Consider the following 21524-nt stretch of genomic DNA (forward strand, 5'->3'; position numbering starts at 1 on the left):
TTCCCGCGTGACCGGCAAGAAAGCCGAAACCCTCAACCAGCGCATCCGTGCCGACCTCGAGAGCCGCATCCTGAGTGGGGAGTGGGCGCCGGGGTTCCGCATTCCGTACGAGCACGAGCTGATGGAGCAGTACGGCTGCTCGCGGATGACCGTCAACAAGGTGCTCACCGCGCTCGCTGAGAGCGGCATGATCGAGCGCCGGCGTCGCGCCGGCTCGTTCGTGGCGCGCCAGCCGCCGCACCTGGAACAGGTGGCGCTGGAGATTCCCGACATCGCCATGGCGGTCGGTGCGCGCGGCCATGTGTACGGCTACCAGCTGCTGGACCGCGCCTATCGCGCGCCGGACACGCAGGTGGATGAAGAAATGGCGTTGTCCGCTGGCGAGAAACTGCTGGCCATCCGCTGCCTGCACCGTGCCGACGGCAGGCCGTTCGCGCTCGAATACCGGCTGATCAGCCCGGTCGGGGTGCCCGAAGTGCTGGACGTGGATTTCAACACGACCGCGCCGGGCAGCTGGCTGCTGCAGAACGTGTCGTGGACCCGCGCCCAGCACCGGATCAGTGCGTGGGGCGCCGATGCCGCAGCAGCGGCCCTGCTTGAAGTGCCGCTGGGCACCGCGTGCCTGGTGATTGACCGCCTCACCTGGCGCGGCGACCAGCCCATCACCTGCGTGCGGCAGATGTTCCTGGGCGACGCCTGGGACCTGGTGGCCCGGTTCGCGCCCGGCGCGCGCTGATCCTTACGACGTGGCGCACTGGCGCCAGCGCACCGGCTCGTCGGTGTTGATGCGGGGATTGAGCTGGATGCGCACCGTGCGCAGTGCCGGATAGCGCTTCACCTGGGTGCAGATGCGGGGCCAGACCTCGTCGATCTCGGCCGAGCGGTTGACTGCCAGCGTCTGCCGGGTCTGCCAGAACGCGCTGAGCACGCCCTCCTGCTGGGCCAGCAGTGTTGCCAGTTCGCGCTGGTACACCGCCAGCGTGGCCGCATCCGGGTCGGCCACGGTGCCGAGGATCTGGTTTGGCGCGGCGGCCGTCTGGGCCGGGTTGGCCGGCGCAGCAGGTGCAGGGGCGACTGGAGCGGGCGGGGTGGGCGCCGGCGGGGTCGCTGCCTGCACGGGGGCCGACGCCGGCGCGGGCGCCTGGGCTGCCTGGTCCAGGCGGGATGTCAGGTATCCCATGCCGACCAGCAGACCCAGCGTCAGCGAGCCCAGCCCGGCGATCGAGATGCGCCGCACCGCTTCGCGGCGTGCCGCGTGCTTGACGCGGGTTTCCACGTCACCGGGCAGGTAAGGCTGCAGCATCGGCCACAGCAGCGCTCCATCCAGCACTTCCACGTTCTGCTTGTCGGCGGTGGAACGGCCATCGCGCTCGACCATGCCTTCGGTGATGAGGATGCCGCCGCGGGCACCGGCCAGGCGCGCCGCGGCGCCCAGCTCGTTCACCGCCGCCCGGCCGATCCGGTAGGCGCGGCCATGCTTGCACGACACCAGGTAGCGCTGGTGCTGGGCGTCCTGCATCAGGAAGTCGCTGCTGGGCTCACGGCTGTCGTCGGCCTCGCCGGTCACGTCCTGCAGGCCGCGCTGTTCGTGCAGGGCGCGCCGGACGATTTCCGAGAAGTCCCGCCAGTGCATGCCGGCCAAGGCGTTGAGCCCCAGCCGGGTCTCCTTGCGGCGGCGTTTCACCAGCCAGAAGTAGGCAGCGGCCAGGGACCAGACAACGAGGGCCAGCAGGAGAGCCAGAATCCAGGAGAACATGGGACCTAGAGATGAACACGGAGGCGCAGACGACAGTTTATATGCGCCCGCCCCTGTCTGCGGGATGTCGTTTTGAGATCGCGCACACAGAAAACCCGCCAATCCTTAGCCGTGAGGGGAGGGAACAAACGGCGCAGAAGCAATTGGCGGGTCGATTTCGATTGTCAACAAAGTGGTGCTGCTTTGCAACAATCGCCGTACGGAACAGTGTGGTCCGCGCTCAGGGGTCCGAACCGGGCGACTGGTGGGTGCCGGGCCGTGGGTCTGCGTTGGGGGAGGCGTTACGGGCCTCGGCGCGGTTGAGCCGGGCGGTAAGGGCATCGATCCGCACATTGAGCGCCGCCACGTCTTCTGCCGTGGGGATATGCAGGCGCTTGAGCACGCCCTGGACCCGGTCGTCGAAGGCCTTCTCGACCTTGTCCCAGGTGCCGGCGGCTTTTTCGCGCGCCTCGCCCAGGTGTTCCTCGACGTTGTCGCGCCAGCGCGGGGTGTCGCCGGCCTGCTCGCGGTTGCGCGCGTCCACCGACTCGCCTTCCTTGACCAGGTCGTCGAAAACGCGGCTGCCTTCAGCCTGGGCGCGTGCGAACACGCCGAGCCCGGCCAGCCAGATCTGCTGCGCCGAACCGGTCAGCCTGCGCGAGAAGCGCTCGGCCTGATCCTGCAGCGAGGGCTTTTCGCCGGTGCGGTCATCGTAGTCGTCGTGAGTATTCATGGGGCGATCCTGTGAGTGGCCACCCCTTGATCCTACCCAGCGCTTCGATTGCGCGGCGTGATGGCGTGCCCGCCGCCACGCCAGCGGTTCAGGCCAGCTTTTCCTGCAGGACGCGCTGGATTTCGCCTTCGACCATGCCCTTCATCATCGACACCGGGAAGCCCAGGTCGGCGACCACGCGCACCTGGTGAGCCAGCAGCTCGATCTGGCCATTCACGCCGGAGCCGTTGAACGCGAGCGCATCGCCGTCCCACTGGGTCTTGAGGGAAAACTTGTCGGTGAGCTTGGCCGCCATCGCCTCGATCGCGTCGCGGGCCGCTTCGGTGGACAGCGTGTGGTCGTGGCGGATATCGATGCGGGACATGCGGACTCCTGACAGGTGGTAGCGGGAAACGGGCGTGCATTGTGCGCATCCGCAGACAGAACTCCAAGCAGTGCGTCACACTTCTCTATCTTCCCTGACATCCAACCTGCTAGGCTGCGCCGCGTGCAGAACCTGCTTGTTCACTTCACTCATCGCCAACACCCCGACCAGCCGTTGCGGCCCGGGGTACAGCGCATCGTGCGCCATGCCTCGGGCAGCGTCCGCCTGGGCGGCGACGCGGCCGGCACGCTGTTGCTGGCCCAGTTCTGCCTGGACGACCGCGGCCTGTGGCTGCAGGTAGCCGCCGGCATGCGCGGCATCCACGTCAATGGTCGCCCGGTGCGGCGCATGGCGCTGCTGCGGCCCGGCGACGCGGTCTACGCCGACGGCGTGGAAATGCTGATCCAGGGCGAATGCGAGGCCCTCAACCACGCCCCGTCGCGCAGCGATGAGAGTGGGGAGGACCAGCGCCTGCTGCGCGGGGTGGGTGGCCAGCACCACGGGCGCAGCTTCACCCTCGACCGCCCGCGGGTGATCGGGCGCGGCGCCGAATCCGACATCGTGATCGACGATCCCGCGTTCGCCGAACAGCACGCGCGCCTGGAACGCCACGGCGACCGCCTGCTGTTGCGGGATCTGGGGGCGGGCGAATCGACCCGGGTCAACGGCGTCAGCGTCAGGCACTGCTGGCTGCAGCCCGGTGACCAGCTGGTCTTCGATGCGCAGCACCGGTTCGTGCTGGAAGTGCCGCACGACGGCCGCAAGCGGGTGGTCAGCGATGAGGAGGACGAGTTGCTCGACCTGCCATCGCCGGTGGAAGCCCAGGCCAAGCCGAAGCGGGTAAGCCGCTGGCCGTGGCTGCTCGGCAGCGCGCTGCTGCTGGCCGGCCTGATCAGCCTGCTGCTTTGGTTCGGCGCGCGTTGAACGCGTCGCCCGACCAACGGTCGGGCGCTACCCCTGTGTCGCACGATCGCCGGTAGCACACGACCGTTGGTCGTGTGGCGGCGTCGATAGATTCGGATGCAACCAATTTCGCCTTGTCCTGCAAGGCCTAAAGGCTGGTGCGCTGCGGCATACTAGGGGTCTTGCCCCATAGGTGTGACATGACGCGCGCGTTCAATTTCAGTGCCGGCCCTGCAACCCTGCCGGAATCGGTCCTGCGCCAGGCGCAGGAAGAGATGTTGGAATGGAACGGCGCTGGCGCCTCCATTGTCGAAATGAGCCACCGCGGCCCGGAGTTCATGGCCGTTGCCGCCCAGGCCGAAGCCGATCTGCGCCGCCTGCTCGGTGTGCCGGACGATTACGCGGTGATGTTCCTGGCCGGCGGGGCAACCACCCAGCAGGCCCTGCTCGCGCTGAACTTCGCCGCCCCCGGGCAGACCGTGGATTACGTGCTCACCGGGCATTGGGGCAAGACCGCGATCAAGCAGGTCAGCCCCTACGTGCGGGTCAACGTGGCCGCCAGCAGCGAAGCCGGTGGTTTCCATGACATCCCGCCGCGCAGCCAGTGGCAGTTGTCCGACGATGCCGCCTACGTGCACATCACCGCCAACGAAACCATTCACGGCGTCGAGTTCCGTGACACCCCGGAGGTCGGCAGCGCGCCGCTGTTCGCCGATTTCAGCTCCTCCATCGCCAGCGAACCGCTGGATGTCTCGCGCTACGGCCTGATCTACGCCGGTGCACAGAAGAACCTGGGCCCGGTCGGCGTGTCGGTGGTGATCGTGCGCCGCGACCTGCTCGAGCGCAGTGGCCAGCCGCGCGCGGACATCTTCGATTACCGCTCGCACGTCGCCCGCGATTCCATGCTCAATACCCCGCCCACCTGGAACTGGTACCTGGCCGGGCTGGTGTTCCAGTGGATGCTCGCCGAGGGCGGGGTGGAAGAATTCGCGCGCCGCAACGCGGTCAAGTCGACGCTGATCTACGGCGCCATCGATGCCTCCGGCGGCTTCTACCGCAATGAGGTGGTGCCTGCCGCGCGTTCACGCATGAACATTCCGTTCTTCCTGCCTGACGAAACCCTCACCGCCCGTTTCGTGAGCGAATCCAAGGCCGCCGGGCTGCTGGCGCTGAAGGGCCACAAGGCCGTCGGCGGCATCCGCGCCTCGCTGTACAACGCACTGCCGGTGGAAGGCGCACAGGCGCTGGCCGCCTTCATGCGCGATTTCCAGCAACGCAACGGCTGACGTTCCCGAATCTGTAACTGGATACCCTGATGGCCACCAAACCCGCCAAGCCCAAGGCACCCGCCGCCAAGCCCACCAAAGCCAAGGCCGACGCCGTACCTGCTGTCGCCGCCCCGGTGCTGTCGGATGTGCGCGCCAAGATCGACCACATCGACCGCAGCATCCAGGCGCTGATCGCCGAGCGCGCCCAGTTCGCCCACCAGGTCGGCAAGGCCAAGGGCAAGCTTGCTGCAGCCGTGGATTATTACCGCCCCGAACGCGAAGCCCAGGTGCTGCGCATGGTGGTGGACCGCAATGAAGGCCCGCTCAGCGATGAAGTGCTGGTGCATGTGTTCCGCGAAATCATGTCGGCCTGCCTGGCCCAGCAGGAGCCGCTGAAGATCGGTTACCTCGGCCCGGAAGGCACCTTCAGCCAGCAGGCCGTGCTCAAGCACTTCGGCCGTTCGGCGCTGGGCCTGCCGTTGGCCAGCATTGAAGAAGTGTTCCAGGAAGTGGAAGCGGGCAACGCCGATTTCGGCGTGGTGCCGGTGGAAAACTCGGGGCAGGGCACCATCCAGATCACCCTGGACATGTTCCTCACCTCCAACCTGAAGATCTGCGGCGAAGTCGAACTGCGCGTGCAGCAGTACCTGATGTCGCGCAGTGGCCGGCTGGAAGATGTGGAACGCGTGTACGGCCACCCGCAGTCGTTCATGCAGACCTCCTCGTGGCTGCGCGCCAACCTGCCCAAGGCCGAAAAGGTGCCGGTGTCGAGCAACGCCGAAGGCGCGCGCCGCGCCCGCAATGCAGATGATGCCGCCGCCATTGGTGGCGAAAGTGCAGGACACGTGTATGGCCTGAAGAAGGTCGTGACCAAGCCGATCCAGAACGACGCCGACAACACCACCCGCTTCCTGGTGGTGGGCCGCCAGTTCTTCCCGACCTCCGGCCACGACCGCACCTCGGTGCTGGTGTTCATCCACGACAAGCCCGGTGCGCTGTTCGACGTGCTCAGCCCGTTCGCGCGGCACGGCATCAGCATGAACCGCATCGAATCGCGTCCGTCGCACAACGCCAAGTGGGAATACGGCTTCTTCATCGACCTGGCCGGCCACATCGACGACGAGGCCATGCAGGCCGCGCTGGCCGAACTGAAGGCGCACTCGGCGCAGATCAAGGTGCTGGGCTCCTACCCGGTGGCCGTGCCCTGATACCCCGGCGCCGCCGCCCTGCGCGCGGCGCCGCTTACCGTCATTCCGCACCATCGCTGCCTTCGCGGGCGGCTTTCTACAGGATTCACCGATGACCGTTTCCGCTTCCTGGACCGCCCGCAAGGGCCAGCCCCTGCAAGGCAGCCTGACCATTCCCGGCGACAAGTCGGTTTCGCATCGTGCGGTGATGTTCGCTGCACTGGCCGATGGCGTTTCGCACATCGACGGTTTCCTGGAAGGCGAGGACACCCGCGCCACCGCCGCGATCTTCTCGCAGATGGGTGTACGCATTGAAACTCCGTCGCCGTCGCAGCGCATCGTCCACGGCGTGGGCGTGGATGGCCTGCAGGCGCCGGACGCGCCGCTGGACTGCGGCAACGCTGGCACCGGCATGCGCCTGCTCGCGGGCCTGCTGGCCGCGCAGCCGTTCGATTCAGTGATGGTGGGCGATGAATCGCTGTCGCGCCGTCCCATGCGTCGGGTGACCGGCCCATTGGCGCAGATGGGCGCGAAGATCGACACCGAGGCCGACGGCACCCCGCCGCTGCGCGTGCATGGCGGCCAGCCGCTGCACGGCATTGACTTCGCCTCGCCGGTGGCCAGCGCCCAGGTCAAATCGGCGGTGCTGCTGGCCGGCCTGTACGCGCAGGGCGACACCGCCGTGACCGAACCGCACCCGACCCGCGACTACAGCGAACGCATGCTGCGCGCCTTCGGCGTGGAGATCGACTTCTCGCCCGGCAAGGCTCGCCTGCGTGGCGGCCAGCGCCTGCGCGCCACTGACATCGCCGTGCCGGCCGACTTCTCCTCGGCCGCGTTCTTCCTGGTGGCGGCCAGCATCATTCCCGGTTCGGCACTCACCCTGCGCCAGGTCGGCCTCAACCCGCGCCGCACCGGCCTGCTCGCCGCGCTGCGACTGATGGGCGCGGATATCCGCGAAGAGAACCATGCTGAGCAGGGCGGGGAAGCCGTAGCAGACCTGGTGGTCCGCCATGCACCGCTTCACGGTGCCGAGATTCCCGAAGCGCTGGTGCCGGACATGATCGACGAGTTCCCGGCCCTGTTCGTTGCCGCTGCCGCTGCACAGGGCAACACCATCGTGCGTGGCGCGGCCGAACTGCGGGTCAAGGAATCCGATCGCCTCGCCGCGATGGCCACCGGCCTGCGCAGCCTGGGCGTGCAGGTCGATGAGACCGAAGACGGCGCCACGATCCACGGCGGCACGGAACTGGGCAGCGGCACCATCGAAAGCCACGGCGACCACCGCATCGCCATGGCCTTCGCCATCGCCGGCCAGCTCAGCAATGGCGAAGTGCGGATCAACGACATCGCCAACGTCGCCACCTCGTTCCCCAACTTCGACGGCATCGCCCGCACCGCCGGCTTCAACCTCGGGTAAGGCACCGTCGGCGGCAAAAAAAGGAGCCGACCAGATGGTCGGCTCCTGCTCCCCCGCCGTTTTACAGATGAGGGTTACCGCTGCTCAGTGCGGAAATCCACCGGCACGCGCACCACGCTGGCCACGGCGCGGCCGTTGTGCATCGCCGGTTCGAACTTCCAGTCACGCACGGTGCTCAGCACCGCACGATCCAGGTCGCGATCGCGGCCGCCACTGCGATGCACGATATTGGCGTCGGTCACCTGGCCGCGCGGGTTCACGTTGAGGCTGGCAATCACGCTGCCTTCCACGCCACTACGCAGAGCGGTCCGCGGATACACCGGCTTGGCGTTGCTGCTCAGCGGGCGCGCATCGCGATCGCGAACAACCGGAGCAGCACGACGCTGCGTGGTGGCAGGCGTCGCTTCACGGTTGGCGGGGGCGGGCGTCACCGCCACCGGCGTCTCGGTAGCAGGTAGCATGCGTTCCCCGACCGGGGCGCTGGCACCTTCATCGGGGTTGGCATAGCGCAGCCACACCAGCGCGGCGGCGAACATCGCGACGATCAGCGCGATCCAAAGCAGCGGGGAGGTGCGGCGGCGGCCCGGCTCGTCAATGATGTCGCGCTGCTGCTGCGGCGACGTAGGCATCTCGTGTGCATGGGTAACACTCATGGCGGACTCCTGGTGTCGAGTTGACGACGCCAGTCTTGCCTGAGCCGGGTTGCGGGTGTGTCACCGATGCGTCAACGCCACGAGTGCATTCCCGTTGAGGTTCAGCATCATGAGCCGGACCTTTACGTGGAGTTCGCGCGGTCTTCAAGCGTGTGCCCACTAACAGTGGGCACCTACCAGTGGGCACGTACCGGTGGCACCTGTGGGCACCTACCCGCGCAATATCATTGCGCCTTGAAATCGAATGGGACTTCGATGCTGCCCGGCACCGCAACGCCGTTGCTTTGCGCCGGCTGGAAACGCCAACGGCGCACGGCATCGCTGGCAGCGCGATCCAGGTCACGCGAGCCGCTGCGCTGGATGATGGTGACGTTCATCGGGTAGCCGGTCGCGTCCACATCCACGCGCACCACCACGCTGCCTTCCACGCCATTACGCAGGGCGGCAGGCGGGTAGGTCGGTGGCGGCGACTGGTCGGCAATCGGCTGCGGGCGGTCGCCGGCGGCCATCGCCACCGGGGCGGTTTCCGGCGCGGCAGCGGCCGGGGCGGCCGGTGCCGGCGGCGGAGCGGTTTCGACCAGCTGCGGCTTTTCGTCTTCCACCGGCAGCGGCTTGGCGTCAGGCATGTCGCTGGACCCGGCCGCGGCGGGCAGGGGTTCGGGCAAGGGTTCGACCTGGGCCACTTCCTGCGGGGTCTGCGCGGGGCCGGCCTTGTAGAAGTCGTTGTTGCGGTTGCCCAGCCACACGGCCAGGAACAGCAGCACGCCGACGCCAAAGGCGATCCCGGCGATCATGAGGCTGCGGCGGGGCAGCTGGAAGGTGATGTTCTTGCCAGACGAGGAACGGGAAGCGGACATGAGCCATACCATGGTGAACCCCCCGATTCTGCCACGCCGGGAATGAACCGGGCGGCAGAAAAGCCGATTACAGGCGATAATCCCCCTCCAGACCCGTACTTACCGCCCAAACGCCATGCTCGATCCAGCCCTGCTCCGCCAACAACCCGCCGAACTTGCCGAACGCCTGCGCGCCTCGCGAGGTTTCGAGCTGGACGTCTCCGGGCTGGAGTCGCTGGAAGCCGACCGCAAGCGCATCCAGATCCGTACCCAGGAGCTGCAGAGCCTGCGCAACAGCCGTTCCAAGGCCATCGGCCAGGCCAAGGCCAAGGGCGAGGACGTCTCGGCGATCATGGCCGAAGTGGCCGCCTTCGCCGACGAGCTCAAAGCCTCGGAAGTCACCCTGGACGAGCTGCGCGAGAAGATTGAAGCCATCGCGATGGGCATCCCCAACGTACCGGCCGACGATGTCCCGTACGGCAAGGACGAATCGGAGAATGTCGAGCAGAAGCGCTGGGGCACCCCGCGCAGCTTCGATTTCCCGGTGCTCGACCATGTCGAGCTGGGCGCGCGCAACCAGGGCCTGGACGGTGAAGCCGGCGCCAAGCTGTCGGGTTCGCGCTTCACCGTGCTGCGCGGCCCGGTCGCGCGCCTGCACCGCGCCCTGGCCCAGTTCATGCTCGACCTGCACACCGGCGAGCACGGGTATGAGGAAACCAACGTCCCGGTGCTGGTGAACCCGGAATCGCTGCGTGGCACCAGCCAGCTTCCCAAGTTCGAAGACGACCTGTTCAAGACCGCCGTGGGCGAGTCGACCCGCTACCTGATTCCGACCTCGGAAGTGTCGCTGACCAATATCGTGCGCGACGAAATCGTCGATGCCGAGCGCCTGCCGCTGAGCATGACCGCCCATTCGCTGTGCTTCCGCGCCGAAGCCGGCAGCGGCGGCCGCGACGTGCGCGGCATGATCCGCCAGCACCAGTTCGAGAAGGTCGAGCTGGTCACCGTCTGCGCCCCGGCCGAGAGCGAAGCCGAGCACCAGCGCATGACCCGCTGTGCCGAAGTGGTGCTGGAAAAGCTGGGCCTGCCTTACCGCAAGGTGCTGCTGTGCACCGGCGACATGGGCTTCTCGGCAATCAAGACCTACGACCTGGAAGTGTGGCTGCCCTCGCAGGACACCTACCGCGAGATTTCCTCGTGCTCCAACTGCGGCGACTTCCAGGCGCGCCGCATGCAGGCGCGCTGGCGCAACCCGGAAACCGGCAAGCCGGAACTGGTGCACACCCTCAACGGCTCGGGCGTGGCCGTGGGCCGCGCGATGATCGCGGTGATGGAGAACTACCAGAACGCCGACGGCAGCATCACCGTACCGGATGCGCTCAAGCCCTACATGGGCGGCCTGGAAAAGATCGCGTAACAGCAGAAGCCCGCCGAAAGGCGGGTTTTTTGTGCGTGCAGCCGGAAATCCCCCGGGCGTAGAGGCTCGCCCTGCGTAGCTGCCCCTGGTTTCACGGCGGCCTAACCCGTCGGCGCGTAATCAGTGCAGCGTCGGGGAAGACATCACGCGACCAACTGTTGCTATCGGCTACGTCGCAGCTTGCACCTGCGCGCCGATCTGCAACACGGGTGGAGCGCAGCCATGTCGTCGCAACGAATCAAGAGAGCGTTCGAATCTTCAGGGTCTTCGAGCCGCGCCAACGCGTCGCTTGAACAGATACAGCTGGCCGTGGAAATCAACTTCATGGTCGGGCCAGAGACGGTGCAAAGCGTGCACCCCTGGGGTTTTATCGTGCCGGGCGAAGTGGTCGCCAACGATGCGACCGTCCTGGCGACCATTGAAGCGCATCGGGTTCCAGTCGGCACGACGTTCATCGTGCGACTGGTTCCTGATGACGGATCCACAACGTACGAAACGCGCGTGCTTCACGTGGGCCCGAATCCGGTCGAGTACATCAAGTTACCGAACGCGTGGTTGATGCCTCTCATCGGGAGAACCGTCTATCTGGGCTACGAGGCGGAATGGCCGGATGGAACGCGAGCCGAAGGTCCGGGCCTCGAGTTCCAGATCACGCCGTTGCTTGAAATACCACCGATCAGATTTGAAGGCCTGGAGCCTGGCAAACCGCTCGACCCAGCAGAATTTCCAAGCGGGTTGGTTGCAACCATCGGCCCTATTCCGCAAATCAGGAGCTTCCACCGTGCAGCGCTGTATTTTACCGTCCTTGGAACGCGGGAAGGGTACATCTCCACCATTACTGTTCGGGGATATACCCTTGAAGGTCTGGAGGATCATCCCGTCCGCGTGACCATCGATCCAGCCGCCTACTCGGGCCATTACGAAGACGGGTACAGCGACGTTTACGCAATGCCCGCCTTGCATGCAACCCTTGTCCCACGACCCAACCCGCATGGTGTAGAGCCGTTCATGCTGGGACGTCTGGATGTGCTGCCCCCGCTCACCTGAAGCGGGGTGCCACAGGGTGTTGGCAGGTAAAGAAAACGGCCCCGCAGAAGCGGGGCCGCAGTGTGGGCCGGATGGGGGAGGGGGAACTCCGGCCCGGGCAGGGCGTCCGACGAGGACTCAACGCCTGCCCTGGAACACTCAGGCTTCGGCCAGTTCTTCGAACTCGGCGGCCGGCAGGCTGGCCAGCGCTGCGGCAATGGCTTCTTCGCGGTGGGTCGGCGAATACGCTATGCCTTCGGCACGCACGAATTCGACATTGGTGATGCCCATGAAGGCGAACACCTGGCGCAGGAACGGCTCCTGGAAGTCAGCCGGCGAATCGGTATAGATGCCGCCACGCGAGCTGGCGATGATCACGCGCTTGCCACCGGCCAGGCCGACCGGGCCATTCTCGGTGTACTTGAAGGTGCGCCCAGCCACCGCCACGCGGTCGATCCAGGCCTTCAGGGTCGACGGAATGCTGAAGTTGTACATCGGCGCGCCGATGACAATCACGTCTGCGGCAAGGAACTGCTGCATCACCGCTTCGGCATCGGTGGCTTCGGCCGCATCCACTTGGGCCAGCGAACCACTACTCAAATGGGGAATGGGATTACGATCGAGATCGCGGTAGGTTACATCGAGGTTCTCAACGGTCTCATTGAACCGTGCGACCACGGCCGCGGACAGCTGGCGGGAAACCGAGTTGTCGCCCAGCACGCTGGCATCAATGTGAAGAAGCTTCATGGCAATCACCTGTATCCGGGGAAGGGCGGTCAAGGCGCCGCCGACGGAAAGCAGGTTAGGTTGTTGCGTCGCTGGGATAAAGGTGGTTGAATACCACGTATTGTTCTATATCTGGAACTTCGGTATGCACGACCTCAACGACCTGTACTACTTTGCCATGGTGGTGGACCACGGTGGCTTCGCCGCGGCCGAACGCGCCCTGGGCATCCCCAAATCCCGTCTGAGCCGCCGCATCAGCCAGCTGGAAACCGACCTGGGCGTGCGCCTGCTGCAGCGCTCCACGCGCCGCTTCGCGGTGACCGACGTCGGCACCAGCGTGCATCGCCACGCGCAGACCATGCTGGCCGAAGCTCAGGCCGCACGCGAAGTGGTGGACCGGCTCAGTGCCGAGCCACGTGGCTTGGTGCGCGCCAGCGTGCCGGTCTCATTGGCGCAGATGCAGCTGCCCAAGCTGCTGCCGAAGTTCCTGGCCCAGTACCCGAAAGTGCGCCTACAGCTGAACATCAGCAACCGCCGCGTGGACATCATCAATGAAGGCTACGACGTCGCTCTGCGCGTGCGCTCGCGGCTGGACGATGATGGCAGCCTGGTGATGCGAAGCTTCGGCCAGGTGCAGGAACTGCTGGTGGCCAGCCCGAAATACCTTGATCGTGCCGGCCGCCCGAAAGATCCCGATGAACTGGCCAACCACGTCACCCTGAGCATCAGCGAAGACGAAGCCAGACAGCGCTGGGAGCTGCACGGCCCGGAGGGCGCGGTGCGCCGCGTTGACCTGCAGCCGCGCGTGGCCGGGTTCGACTTCCCGCTGCTGCAGAGCATGGTCAAGGACGGCTTCGGCATCACCATGCTGCCCGAGACCGTCTGTGCCGACGCCGTGCGCAGCGGCGAGCTGGAAGTGGTGCTGCCGGAATGGTCGCTGCCGCAGGGCATCTGCCACGCCGTATTCGCCTCCCGCCGCGGCCTGCTGCCGGCGGTGCGGGTGTTCATCGACTTCCTGGCCGAGCACCTGCCGCCGCAGCTGGAAGCGTCGCGCCTGGACTGCGGTGGGGCGTGCGAACGGGCCAAGGAAAAGATCCGCGCCAGCGCCCTGGGCGCCCTGGCGGTGGACGCCGGCTGATGCTGTCGGGGTCGGCCTTGGGTAAACCCGGCCGACCATGCGAGAATACGCGCCCGGCCCCGGCCGGCGCGCGACATCCGGAGAGATGGCCGAGCGGTTTAAGGCACCGGTCTTGAAAACCGGCGAAGGGTCATTCCTTCCGTGGGTTCGAATCCCACTCTCTCCGCCACTAGATCCTGAAAAAGTGATCTGGATTGAAATCTTAGTTTGAGTCGATTGGAAGGCAGGAAGCATGCAGAGGAATCACTCGCATGCGCATCGCTCGTCGTCTGAGCCGGCCCGCCATCGGCCGCTGGTCCTTCGTCCAGCGAGTCCCCGTCGAACTTCGCGTCGTGCTCGACTGCCGGCTTATCAAGCGTACCTCCGGACCAAGTATCTGGCCCAAGCCACGTGCGTGCGGTCGTCCTTTCATCGGCTGTGCTCGACTCTTCGCACAGTTGAAGGATCAACGCGTGGTCAAGCCCAGCAAGACGGTTGGTGACGTGGTCCTCGCTCGACTGACGAACGCCGGGAAGTTACAGGAGCTCACGTTGAACTGGAGCGGCTCCCCAGACGCCACGGTCAACTTGCAGCAGCAGATCGAGAGCCCGGGCGCTGTGGAATCCATCCACGCTCAAAATGTGCTCGCAGTCTCGCCATATCGAAGTCTTGAGCTTGTCGCGCATGTGGAAGCCAAGCTTTCCACTCAAGGCAGTCTGACAGTGGCCTGTTTGGATCCGCCTCAATTGCGAATGCGTCGTGATAGCATTTGTCGGCTGCAAGCTTCCATCGCGGTCATGGACGACTCCCAGCCCAAGCAAGACGGAAAAAGATGAATAGACGTACTTACATCGAACTTGTTCTTGAGTTGTTTGCGTTTATCGCCTTGTCTCTGGCGATGATGGCAAGCGGCAAAGCAGTGGTGATCTTCTCGCTGATCACTATCGCTTTAGTCATCTGGATTCCATTCCAAGCCCATGCGGGCAACCGTTTGACCCGGGCCCTAAGCATCGCGCTCCCCATTGCTGCTATAGCAAGGACTGTCGTTCACTTCCTACCAAACCCTTCGCTTTAGGAGCTGAACTACATGAATGTGCTTGGATGTTGCGCGGCGGCGGCCTTGGCGATCTGTGCCTCAAGCCTCATGCAGGCGGCGACGCAGCGCCCCCACCGCTGCCGCGATAGCCATCGCGGGCACCGCCAGCACCGCTGCGTATACCAGTCCGGCCAGCAACATCGGGCCAAAGCCCGACGCCATGGCCGCCACTGGCACCTGCAGCGCCATGAACAGCAGGCCCCACAGCCACGCATGCCGGGGAAAGCACGCGCCTAGAGCCGCGGCGATCCCCAGTGCGATGGGATAGACGACGGTCCAGAACGCGGGCGCGTCCCAAGGCTCGCGCCCCGGAGTCCGCCAGGCCACCAGGACCCAGAACAAGACGCCTACCTTCAGCGTGACAGCACTTGCTGCAAGAAAACTGCCCGATATCCGCATAGTTATTCTCCCGCACGAACATTCAGCATGCCCCTGTCGCGTTGACGGTGTATGACCAGCACCGGCAGGCGTTTTGCGTATCTGGCGGAGAGCGCCGGATGTCGAAGCAGAAAACCGCAAAAAGAAAACGCCCCAAGAAGGGGCGTCTTTCATGGGGGTGACGCAATGCCACGCAATGCGTGGCAGCGCCATCAATGACGCGCGTCGTCGCGAGCCTTACCCACGTCGCTCTGCACCTTGCCGACTTCCTTCTGGACCTTGCCTTCCAGTTCCTGCGACTTGTCGCCGGTCACCTTGCCAGCTACTTCCTTCACGGTGCCCTTGACCTGGTTCTTCGCGCCTTCAGTACGATTCTTGTCCATGTTCAATTACCTCGTGGTTGAACCCGTTGTGGGTGAATCGATCCTGCTTGGAACCCGGTAGCGAAGCAGTGAATCCCGGCCTCACGCGGCGCGAACACTAGGCAACTGTTCATTTGACGCTGCGTGCCGCAAGCACGTGAGCGGTACTTCACGCGGCAACCGTATGCTGCCGAAATCCATCTACACAGGTACCACCCGCGCATGAGCCGTACAGCGCAAGACCATTTCGACGTCATCATCATCGGCGGCAGCTACGCGGGCATGTCGGCCGCCCTGCAGCTGGTCCGGGCCCGGCGCAGCGTGCTGGTGATCGACAGTGGCCTGCCGCGCAACCGCAATTCCCTCGAAGCGCACGGCTTCATCGGCCGGGAAGGCATGCATCCGGCGGAAATCGCCGCGCAGGCGCGCACTGAACTGCTTACCTATCCCACCGTGACCTGGGTGGAGGGCAAGGCCGCGAGCGCCCGCGTCGTGGAGGAAGGCGTTTCGTTCGAGGTGGACTGCGACGACGGCCGCACGTTCGCCGCCGAACGGCTGGTGCTCGCCTATGGCGTAACCGATACATTACCGCCCGTCGATGGCCTGGCCGAGCGCTGGGGACGCAGTGTCTACCATTGCCCCTACTGCCATGGCTATGAGTTGTACGAAGGCAACATCGGCGTGCTCGGCTGCGCCAAGGATGGTGGGGTCGGGCAGGCGCTGCTGCTGTGCGACTGGGGAAAGATCACCCTGTTCTGCCCGGACCCGGGCAGCATCGATCCGGAAAAGCGCGAGCGGCTCGATGCATGCGGCGTGGTGATCGAATCCACCCGCGTCCAACGTGTCGAAGACACGGCCACCGTGGTGCTGGCCGACGACCGCCGTGTGGTGCTCGATGCGCTGTTCCTGCTGCCGACGTCGACGTTGTCCTGCGACCTGGCCGAACAGCTTGGCTGCGAGCTGATGGATGCCGGCTGCATCACGGCCGATTCGGCCAAGCAGACCACGGTGCCGGGCGTGTTTGCCTGTGGCGATGCGGGGCGGATGGCCGGCAGCATCGCGTTGGCGGTGGGCGAGGGTGCGTTGGTCGGGGTTGCGGTGCACCGTTCGCTGTTGGGATTGCTTGATTGATTGATGCGTCAGCCACGCAGGGCGTGGCGCTACCGTGATGCCGTTGCCGTTGCCGTTGCCGCCGCCGTCTGTCGCGGTTTGTACTGGCAGCGCGGGTAGCCGGAGCATGAGGCGAACTCGCCGTAGGGCCCGGTGCGCTGCACGATCACCCCGCCATCGCACGCCGGGCAGGCCTGCTCGCGGATCGGCTCGCCGTTGGCGGCCGTGATCTCCACGGCGCCATCGTGGACCAGCTCGTCGAGGAACGGCGAGCGTTTGCCCTGCACGGTAAACATGACCACCGCGCGTCGCGCACGGGTCAATGCGACATAGAACAGGCGGCGCTCCTCGCTGAGCGGATACGCATCGGCATGCGGCATTGCCAGCGCGAGCACCGGATCATCGGCGCGGGCACTGGGGAAGCTGCGGTCGAGCATGGCCGGCAGGATCACGATATCGGCCTCGGCGCCCTTCGCGCGGTGCGCGGTGATGAAGCTCAGCTGCAGCTGCGCGCCGAAGCGCGCCGCCCAATGCGAGGGAAGGAACGCGCGCTCGGCGTTGTACCGCCCTACGATGAACACCGACAACCGGCCATCGCGGCCGGGCGCCATGGCCCCGCTCTGAAGCTGCTGCTGCAGTCGCTGCAGGTACTGGTAGATCGCATCCTGCAGACGGTCGCGCGCGGCCACCTGGAAGGCCTGCAGGACCGGGCCCTGTGCCGGTGCGAGCGAGCGCACCTGCTTGGCGATCTGCCCGGGGTTCCTTGAAACGAAGCGGCTGGAGGCGTCGCACAATGCCTGCGGGCAGCGGAAGGTGCGGGTGAGCTGCAGGATCTGCGACGGACCGAAGGTCGCTTCGAAGTGGGTCATGCAGCTCACATCCGCGCCGGCGAAGCGGTTGATCGACTGCCAGTCGTCGCCCACCGCGAACAGGTGCCGCCCTGGCGCCTCCACCAGTGCCCGGCACAGCCGCGCACGGGCACGGGAGGCATCCTGGAACTCATCGGCCATCACCAGCAGATAGGGCGATGCGTAGCGGCCCTGTTCAAGGTGTTCGGCGGCCTGGTTGAGCATGTCCTCGAAGTCGATGGCATTCTCGGCGGCCAGCGCATCGTCCCACGCGTGCAGGATCGGGGTGGCCAGCTCGAGGAACAGCCGATAGCGGTGCTTGAAGCGGTCCTCGGGCAGCTGGCGCAGGCGCCCGGCCAGGTCGGCCACGGCAAGGCCGTTGCTCTTGGCGTGGCTGATGAAGGTACGCAGCAGGCCGATGAGGTCGCTGTCCGGCATCGGCCTGGCACCTTCCGCAGGCAGCTCGCGGTCCGGGTTGGGGTCGAGCCCGATGCGGTGCGCGCTCAACGCCGTTTCGAGTGCCTCGAACAGCGCGCCGCTGCGCAGCTGTCCGCTGCTGGTCTGCAGCTGTAGCGCATCGCGGCCGCGCGGGTGCGGACCGGCGCCGTCACCCGTGCGATGCGTGTGGTACAGCGTGGTGCCCGGATAGAAGAAGTCCGCGCGCCCCGGTTGCCAGGTATCGGTGGTGGTATCCAGCACCGGGTGCGGTTCGTAGGTGTATTCAACGCCGTTGTAGAACAGCCAGTCGGCAATCACGCATTCTTCGATGTTGCCCACGCGTTCGCCACGAAGCGTGCGCACATAGCGGTGACCCTCGGCGTCCCAGCCGTCGGCCGGCGCGGCCTGGCCCTGCGGCGGCAGGTCGCGCGCGAACACCAGCCGGAACATGTCCCACTGGGTGCGGAAGTGCAGCGACCGGTCCTTGAGGCGGTCGATGATGTCGGCCAGCTGTTCGAAGCCTTGGGCGGCGTCCACCGCCCAGGCCGGCACCTCCGGCATGCGCCCGGTGACCTTGCCGATGATCTGCCGACCGAGCGCGTGGAAGGTACAGGCGGTGACGTCGCCGGCCGGCAGGCCCAGCCGCTCGAAGGCGGCGCTGGTGCGCTGCTGCAGTTCGCCGGCCGCTTCGCGGTTGAAGGCCAGCATCACGATCTGGTCCGGTGCCATCAGGCCGCGCTCGACGGCGTAGGCGGCCTTGGCCACCATCGTCGAGGTCTTGCCCGAGCCGGCGGCGGCCACTACCAGCATCCGGCTGTCGAAGCACAGCACCGCCCGTGCCTGCTCGTCGCTGAGGGGCAGCCGCTCCACATGGCTCAGCAGTGCCGCCGCATCGGTCCGCTCGCGTTGCAGGTGCGCTTCATTGCGTGACGCCCACACCGCCGTCCAGTCGCCCGACCAGCGCAGCAGGTCATCCTCGATCACCGCAGCGGTCCCATCAAGCTGCGGGCGCAGCGCAGGGTCGTCGAACACCGCCCACAGCGCATCGTCGTCCAGCACCAGCACCGGGCGCGCGTGCAGCAGCGCATGCTGGTGTTCCTGGGTCAGCCAGCGGTCCGCGGCATCGGCACCCGCCATCACCGCGTCGACCTGTTGCAGCCACTCACGGATCTGCGCCAACGCTGCATTGGCCTCGCCCACCGCGTGGTCCTGTCGATGGATCTGCGCACTGGCGCTCCACAGCACTTCCAGTTCGTGCGCCTGCGCATTGGCGAGCCCGCCCAGGCGAAGCTCACCCTCTTCGGTCGCCATGCACAGCGTGGTCCATACCGCACCGCGCTGCAGGTGCCACGCCTGGGTCGCGCTGATCGGCAGGGAATACACCTGCGCGTCGACGGTGAGCTCGAAACGGTCATCGACCCGGCGCAGCCGCCAGTCCGGCGAACGCGAGAGGCGTCGGCCCCACGGGGAAGGGGACCAGTCGTGGGTCATCGGTACATCCAGGGAAGCGGGCCACGTACCGGAACGGGCCGGCATCGGGACGGGGTGGGCCGCCATGATAGGAAAATCCCAACAAAAAAGCCCCGCCGGAGCGGGGCTTCTTCAGCGCGGCGCCACGTTCGCGGATCAGCGCTCGCAGGCCACCACGGCACCGGTGCGCGACTGGCGCTGCACCAGTACTGCCACGACCCACAACAGCAGGCCGCCCAGCGCGGTGGCCGCGCCGACATAGCCGGTCACGGCGGGGCTGAAGCCGGCGCCGATGGCCATGCCACCGAACCACGGGCCCAGCGCATTGGCGGTATTGAACGCGGCATGGTTGGACGCCGCGGCCAGGGTCTGCGCTTCGCCGGCCACGTCCATCAAGCGGGTCTGCAGCACGGCGGCGAGGGCGCCCATCGTGCCCACCGCGATGATCATCGGGAAGATCGTCCACACAGATTTTGCGGCCAGTGGATAGGCCAGCAGCACCACGATCGACCACAGCAGCACGATCGCGGCCGCCCGGAACTGGAAGCGGTCCACCAGCCAGCCACCGGCGACATTGCCGATGATCGCGCCGATGCCGAAGATGCCCACCGCCACCGGCATCCACGACTCGGCCAGGCCGGTCACCTGCACCAGCGTCGGCGCCAGGTAGGTGAACACGCAGAACATGCCGGCAAAGCCCACCGAACCGATCGCCAGCGCCAGCCACACCTGTGGCCGGTTGAACGCGCGCAGTTCGCGCATCGGCGAGGTCCGCACTTCATCCGGGTCCGGCAGCAGGAAGCGGGCAATCATCAGCACCGTGGCAATCGCCAGCACGCTGACCAGCGCGAACGCGGTGCGCCAGCTCAGCTGCTGGCCCAGCCAGGTGGTGAGCGGATTGCCGACCAGGATCGCCACCGACAGGCCAAGCAGCACCTTCGAGACGGCGGCGCCACGCTGCGCCGGCGGACTGATCGCGGCGGCCACCAGCATGGCCACGCCGAAGTAGGCGCCATGCGGCAGGCCGGCGATGAAGCGGGCGATCAACATCGTCAGGTAATCCGGGGCCAGCGCGCTGGCGAGGTTGCCCACGGCATAGAAGCCCATCAGGCCGAGCAGCAACGTGCGGCGTGCATATCCCGCGCCGGCGAAGGCCAGCACCGGTGCACCCACCACCACGCCGATGGCATAGGCACTGATCAGGTGGCCTACCTGGGTCTCGCTGATGGACAGCCCGCGGCTGATCTCCAGCATCAGGCCCATGCTGGCGAATTCGCTGGTGCCGATGGCAAAGCCGCCCAGCGACAGCGCCAGGATGATCAGCGTGCGCTGACGCGCGGTGAGGCGCGCGGCCAGGGGGAGGGGAGTGGGGCTCATGGGCAGCAAGCGGAGAATGAAGCGGCCCATTGTACTGCTGCGGCGCAACATATGGCTGGAATCAAGGTATCCGGTGCTGGAATGCTGTGGCGTGACCGCTGGAACCGGGGATCGGTTTCGCCTTCTCTTCACGCAACCTTCACGCGGGCGAGATGCGCACGCTTCACGCTTGGACCATCCCATTCCGTGCGTGCAAGCCGATGCTGCTGACGCCGAACTTCCATCTCGAAGAGTTCACCCGGACCGCGACCGGGCTGCCCAACGTGCCCAACCGTGCAGAGCGCGCCGCACTACAGGCTCTGGCTGTACACGTGCTGCAGCCGTTGCGCGATTCAATTGGTAAACCGGTGTACATCACCTCCGGCTTCCGCTCGGCCGCGGTCAATCGCGCCGTAGGCGGGGTGGCTGGCAGCCAGCACCGCAATGGCCAGGCCGCAGACATCCGGGTGGAGGGGATGAGCTCCATGGCGCTGGCCCGACGCATCGTCGCGCTGCAACTTCCGTTCGACCAGCTCATCGAAGAATTCGGTGAGTGGGTGCATGTGTCCCATGCACCGCAACCCCGGCGACAACAACTGACCGCGGTGCGACGTGCGGGACGTACACGCTATCTTCACGGCGTGCGATGAGTGTTGAACGCGATCTCGTTACATTGTCCCGCCACGCGCAACATTGTTGCGAGTACACCTGTATTCACAGCTGTATTGTAAGTAATTTCTGATTGGCATCGCCGTAAACGTGCATTAGCATGCGCGCATTGGCATCGACCCGAGGGAGCGTGCGTGATGGTGCAATTCCCTCACGCACTGCGGGTAGATGGCAGGTTTCAGCTGGTGGCTTTGACATATTCGCCGGTCTACAGTCCGGCCGATGTGTTCGGCTTCGCCGTCCTCACTTCCGACGGCGCGCGGCTGACCGATGTGGTGTCGCTTGATGAGGCGCACCTGCACTGGTCGCTGTTGCGCGAGGAAGCGAAGACGGCCCTTGGGGAAGTTGAAGCAACCGGTACACGCGCGGCGCCACGCAGGCGTCGGCGTAAGTCGTAGCGCCTTCGGGCGCG

Annotated in this window: 23 protein-coding genes and 1 tRNA gene; 14 read left to right on the plus strand and 10 right to left on the minus strand. The window is 66.1% G+C overall.

The genetic code is table 11. The annotated features are described in order from the left end of the window. Window positions 1-7: 7 nt before the first annotated feature. Window positions 8-736, plus strand: coding sequence for a histidine utilization repressor (hutC, locus tag QE395_RS07345; RefSeq protein WP_093532590.1), 729 nt, complete (start codon window positions 8-10; stop codon window positions 734-736). Between the two features lie 3 nt (window positions 737-739). Here hutC and QE395_RS07350 read toward each other — a convergent pair whose 3' ends face one another. The 3 genes from QE395_RS07350 to QE395_RS07360 form a co-directional block, all read right to left on the minus strand. After that, window positions 740-1756, minus strand: coding sequence for a restriction endonuclease (locus tag QE395_RS07350; protein ID WP_068852798.1), 1017 nt, complete (start codon window positions 1754-1756; stop codon window positions 740-742). Window positions 1757-1976: 220 nt separating this feature from the next. After that, window positions 1977-2468, minus strand: coding sequence for a phasin family protein (locus QE395_RS07355; RefSeq protein WP_095362712.1), 492 nt, complete (start codon window positions 2466-2468; stop codon window positions 1977-1979). An 88-nt stretch (window positions 2469-2556) separates the two neighbouring features. Continuing rightward, window positions 2557-2832, minus strand: a complete 276-nt coding sequence (locus QE395_RS07360; RefSeq protein ID WP_217537534.1) for a polyhydroxyalkanoic acid system family protein — start codon at window positions 2830-2832, stop codon at window positions 2557-2559. 123 nt (window positions 2833-2955) lie between these two features. Here QE395_RS07360 and QE395_RS07365 point away from each other — a divergent pair, with 123 nt between their 5' ends. From QE395_RS07365 to aroA, 4 genes are all read left to right on the plus strand, one after another. Then, window positions 2956-3756 (plus strand): FHA domain-containing protein, encoded by an 801-nt coding sequence (locus tag QE395_RS07365; protein ID WP_093536024.1) that lies wholly within the window; start codon window positions 2956-2958, stop codon window positions 3754-3756. Window positions 3757-3935: 179 nt separating this feature from the next. Further along, window positions 3936-5021: a phosphoserine transaminase gene (gene serC, locus QE395_RS07370; RefSeq protein ID WP_306988250.1), complete on the plus strand. Its 1086-nt coding sequence runs from the start codon at window positions 3936-3938 to the stop codon at window positions 5019-5021. Between the two features lie 29 nt (window positions 5022-5050). Beyond that, complete coding sequence (gene pheA / locus QE395_RS07375) at window positions 5051-6211, plus strand: prephenate dehydratase (protein ID WP_068852783.1); 1161 nt, start codon at window positions 5051-5053, stop codon at window positions 6209-6211. A gap of 91 nt (window positions 6212-6302) precedes the next feature. Next, window positions 6303-7610, plus strand: a complete 1308-nt coding sequence (aroA, locus tag QE395_RS07380) for a 3-phosphoshikimate 1-carboxyvinyltransferase (protein ID WP_306988253.1) — start codon at window positions 6303-6305, stop codon at window positions 7608-7610. 74 nt (window positions 7611-7684) lie between these two features. Here aroA and QE395_RS07385 read toward each other — a convergent pair whose 3' ends face one another. Beyond that, on the minus strand, window positions 7685-8263 hold the full coding sequence (locus QE395_RS07385) for an energy transducer TonB (RefSeq protein WP_306988255.1): 579 nt from the start codon (window positions 8261-8263) through the stop codon (window positions 7685-7687). A 224-nt stretch (window positions 8264-8487) separates the two neighbouring features. Beyond that, window positions 8488-9120, minus strand: a complete 633-nt coding sequence (locus QE395_RS07390; RefSeq protein WP_095362875.1) for an energy transducer TonB — start codon at window positions 9118-9120, stop codon at window positions 8488-8490. Window positions 9121-9235: 115 nt separating this feature from the next. On the opposite strand from QE395_RS07390, the gene serS reads away from it, so the two are divergent. Then, window positions 9236-10516 (plus strand): serine--tRNA ligase, encoded by a 1281-nt coding sequence (gene serS, locus QE395_RS07395; protein WP_095362707.1) that lies wholly within the window; start codon window positions 9236-9238, stop codon window positions 10514-10516. A 222-nt stretch (window positions 10517-10738) separates the two neighbouring features. Beyond that, a complete protein-coding gene (locus QE395_RS07400) occupies window positions 10739-11563 on the plus strand; it encodes a hypothetical protein (protein WP_306988258.1) in 825 nt (274 codons plus the stop codon). 138 nt (window positions 11564-11701) lie between these two features. On the opposite strand, the gene QE395_RS07405 is transcribed toward QE395_RS07400, so the two are convergent. Then, a complete protein-coding gene (locus tag QE395_RS07405; protein ID WP_184126984.1) occupies window positions 11702-12289 on the minus strand; it encodes an NAD(P)H-dependent oxidoreductase in 588 nt (195 codons plus the stop codon). A 124-nt stretch (window positions 12290-12413) separates the two neighbouring features. Between QE395_RS07405 and QE395_RS07410 the strand changes: the two genes are divergently transcribed. The 4 genes from QE395_RS07410 to QE395_RS07425 all read left to right on the plus strand — a co-directional run bounded on the left by QE395_RS07410 (window position 12414) and on the right by QE395_RS07425 (window position 14460). Further along, complete coding sequence (locus tag QE395_RS07410) at window positions 12414-13406, plus strand: LysR family transcriptional regulator (protein WP_068854691.1); 993 nt, start codon at window positions 12414-12416, stop codon at window positions 13404-13406. Between the two features lie 79 nt (window positions 13407-13485). Continuing rightward, window positions 13486-13575: transfer RNA gene (locus QE395_RS07415), tRNA-Ser, on the plus strand. Window positions 13576-13657: 82 nt separating this feature from the next. Next, the gene (locus QE395_RS07420) at window positions 13658-14221 is read left to right on the plus strand and encodes a hypothetical protein (protein WP_306988263.1); all 564 of its coding nucleotides are present in this window, start codon (window positions 13658-13660) and stop codon (window positions 14219-14221) included. Beyond that, complete coding sequence (locus QE395_RS07425; protein ID WP_306988266.1) at window positions 14218-14460, plus strand: hypothetical protein; 243 nt, start codon at window positions 14218-14220, stop codon at window positions 14458-14460. Before QE395_RS07420 ends, QE395_RS07425 begins: the two co-directional genes overlap by 4 nt. A 60-nt stretch (window positions 14461-14520) precedes the next feature. Here the strand turns inward: QE395_RS07425 and QE395_RS07430 are convergent, their stop codons facing one another. Next, window positions 14521-14823, minus strand: a complete 303-nt coding sequence (locus QE395_RS07430; protein ID WP_306988268.1) for a hypothetical protein — start codon at window positions 14821-14823, stop codon at window positions 14521-14523. Between the two features lie 248 nt (window positions 14824-15071). Further along, window positions 15072-15242, minus strand: coding sequence for a CsbD family protein (locus tag QE395_RS07435; RefSeq protein WP_184126979.1), 171 nt, complete (start codon window positions 15240-15242; stop codon window positions 15072-15074). Between the two features lie 201 nt (window positions 15243-15443). Here QE395_RS07435 and QE395_RS07440 point away from each other — a divergent pair, with 201 nt between their 5' ends. Next, window positions 15444-16352 (plus strand): NAD(P)/FAD-dependent oxidoreductase, encoded by a 909-nt coding sequence (locus tag QE395_RS07440; RefSeq protein ID WP_306988271.1) that lies wholly within the window; start codon window positions 15444-15446, stop codon window positions 16350-16352. Window positions 16353-16381: 29 nt separating this feature from the next. Here QE395_RS07440 and QE395_RS07445 read toward each other — a convergent pair whose 3' ends face one another. Next, entirely contained in the window at window positions 16382-19108 is a 2727-nt protein-coding gene (locus tag QE395_RS07445; protein WP_306988273.1) for a UvrD-helicase domain-containing protein, read from the minus strand. Window positions 19109-19243: 135 nt separating this feature from the next. Next, window positions 19244-20464 carry an MFS transporter gene (locus QE395_RS07450; RefSeq protein ID WP_306988275.1) on the minus strand — a complete coding sequence of 407 codons (1221 nt, stop codon included), beginning with the start codon at window positions 20462-20464 and terminating at the stop codon, window positions 19244-19246. A gap of 152 nt (window positions 20465-20616) precedes the next feature. Here QE395_RS07450 and QE395_RS07455 point away from each other — a divergent pair, with 152 nt between their 5' ends. After that, window positions 20617-21093, plus strand: coding sequence for a D-Ala-D-Ala carboxypeptidase family metallohydrolase (locus tag QE395_RS07455; RefSeq protein WP_306988277.1), 477 nt, complete (start codon window positions 20617-20619; stop codon window positions 21091-21093). Between the two features lie 156 nt (window positions 21094-21249). After that, the gene (locus tag QE395_RS07460) at window positions 21250-21510 is read left to right on the plus strand and encodes a hypothetical protein (protein WP_068852746.1); all 261 of its coding nucleotides are present in this window, start codon (window positions 21250-21252) and stop codon (window positions 21508-21510) included. Window positions 21511-21524: the final 14 nt, after the last annotated feature.

Origin of the sequence: Stenotrophomonas sp. SORGH_AS_0282, from assembly GCF_030818125.1 — a bacterium.
GTDB classification, from domain to species: Bacteria; Pseudomonadota; Gammaproteobacteria; order Xanthomonadales; family Xanthomonadaceae; genus Stenotrophomonas; species Stenotrophomonas rhizophila_A.

What these genes read in the sequence shown, in the direction of transcription:
- pheA (WP_068852783.1), top strand. Translation starts at nt 5,051, where the DNA reads ATGGCCACCAAACCCGCCAAGCCCAAGGCACCCGCCGCCAAGCCCACC.
- QE395_RS07460 (WP_068852746.1), top strand. Translation starts at nt 21,250, where the DNA reads ATGGTGCAATTCCCTCACGCACTGCGGGTAGATGGCAGGTTTCAGCTG.
- QE395_RS07420 (WP_306988263.1), top strand. Translation starts at nt 13,658, where the DNA reads ATGCGCATCGCTCGTCGTCTGAGCCGGCCCGCCATCGGCCGCTGGTCC.
- QE395_RS07450 (WP_306988275.1), bottom strand. Translation starts at nt 20,464, where the DNA reads ATGAGCCCCACTCCCCTCCCCCTGGCCGCGCGCCTCACCGCGCGTCAG.
- QE395_RS07440 (WP_306988271.1), top strand. Translation starts at nt 15,444, where the DNA reads ATGAGCCGTACAGCGCAAGACCATTTCGACGTCATCATCATCGGCGGC.
- QE395_RS07405 (WP_184126984.1), bottom strand. Translation starts at nt 12,289, where the DNA reads ATGAAGCTTCTTCACATTGATGCCAGCGTGCTGGGCGACAACTCGGTT.
- QE395_RS07445 (WP_306988273.1), bottom strand. Translation starts at nt 19,108, where the DNA reads ATGACCCACGACTGGTCCCCTTCCCCGTGGGGCCGACGCCTCTCGCGT.
- QE395_RS07390 (WP_095362875.1), bottom strand. Translation starts at nt 9,120, where the DNA reads ATGTCCGCTTCCCGTTCCTCGTCTGGCAAGAACATCACCTTCCAGCTG.
- QE395_RS07435 (WP_184126979.1), bottom strand. Translation starts at nt 15,242, where the DNA reads ATGGACAAGAATCGTACTGAAGGCGCGAAGAACCAGGTCAAGGGCACC.
- QE395_RS07350 (WP_068852798.1), bottom strand. Translation starts at nt 1,756, where the DNA reads ATGTTCTCCTGGATTCTGGCTCTCCTGCTGGCCCTCGTTGTCTGGTCC.
- QE395_RS07400 (WP_306988258.1), top strand. Translation starts at nt 10,739, where the DNA reads ATGTCGTCGCAACGAATCAAGAGAGCGTTCGAATCTTCAGGGTCTTCG.
- QE395_RS07385 (WP_306988255.1), bottom strand. Translation starts at nt 8,263, where the DNA reads ATGAGTGTTACCCATGCACACGAGATGCCTACGTCGCCGCAGCAGCAG.
- serS (WP_095362707.1), top strand. Translation starts at nt 9,236, where the DNA reads ATGCTCGATCCAGCCCTGCTCCGCCAACAACCCGCCGAACTTGCCGAA.
- QE395_RS07425 (WP_306988266.1), top strand. Translation starts at nt 14,218, where the DNA reads ATGAATAGACGTACTTACATCGAACTTGTTCTTGAGTTGTTTGCGTTT.
- QE395_RS07360 (WP_217537534.1), bottom strand. Translation starts at nt 2,832, where the DNA reads ATGTCCCGCATCGATATCCGCCACGACCACACGCTGTCCACCGAAGCG.
- QE395_RS07355 (WP_095362712.1), bottom strand. Translation starts at nt 2,468, where the DNA reads ATGAATACTCACGACGACTACGATGACCGCACCGGCGAAAAGCCCTCG.
- QE395_RS07455 (WP_306988277.1), top strand. Translation starts at nt 20,617, where the DNA reads ATGCGCACGCTTCACGCTTGGACCATCCCATTCCGTGCGTGCAAGCCG.
- serC (WP_306988250.1), top strand. Translation starts at nt 3,936, where the DNA reads ATGACGCGCGCGTTCAATTTCAGTGCCGGCCCTGCAACCCTGCCGGAA.
- aroA (WP_306988253.1), top strand. Translation starts at nt 6,303, where the DNA reads ATGACCGTTTCCGCTTCCTGGACCGCCCGCAAGGGCCAGCCCCTGCAA.
- QE395_RS07410 (WP_068854691.1), top strand. Translation starts at nt 12,414, where the DNA reads ATGCACGACCTCAACGACCTGTACTACTTTGCCATGGTGGTGGACCAC.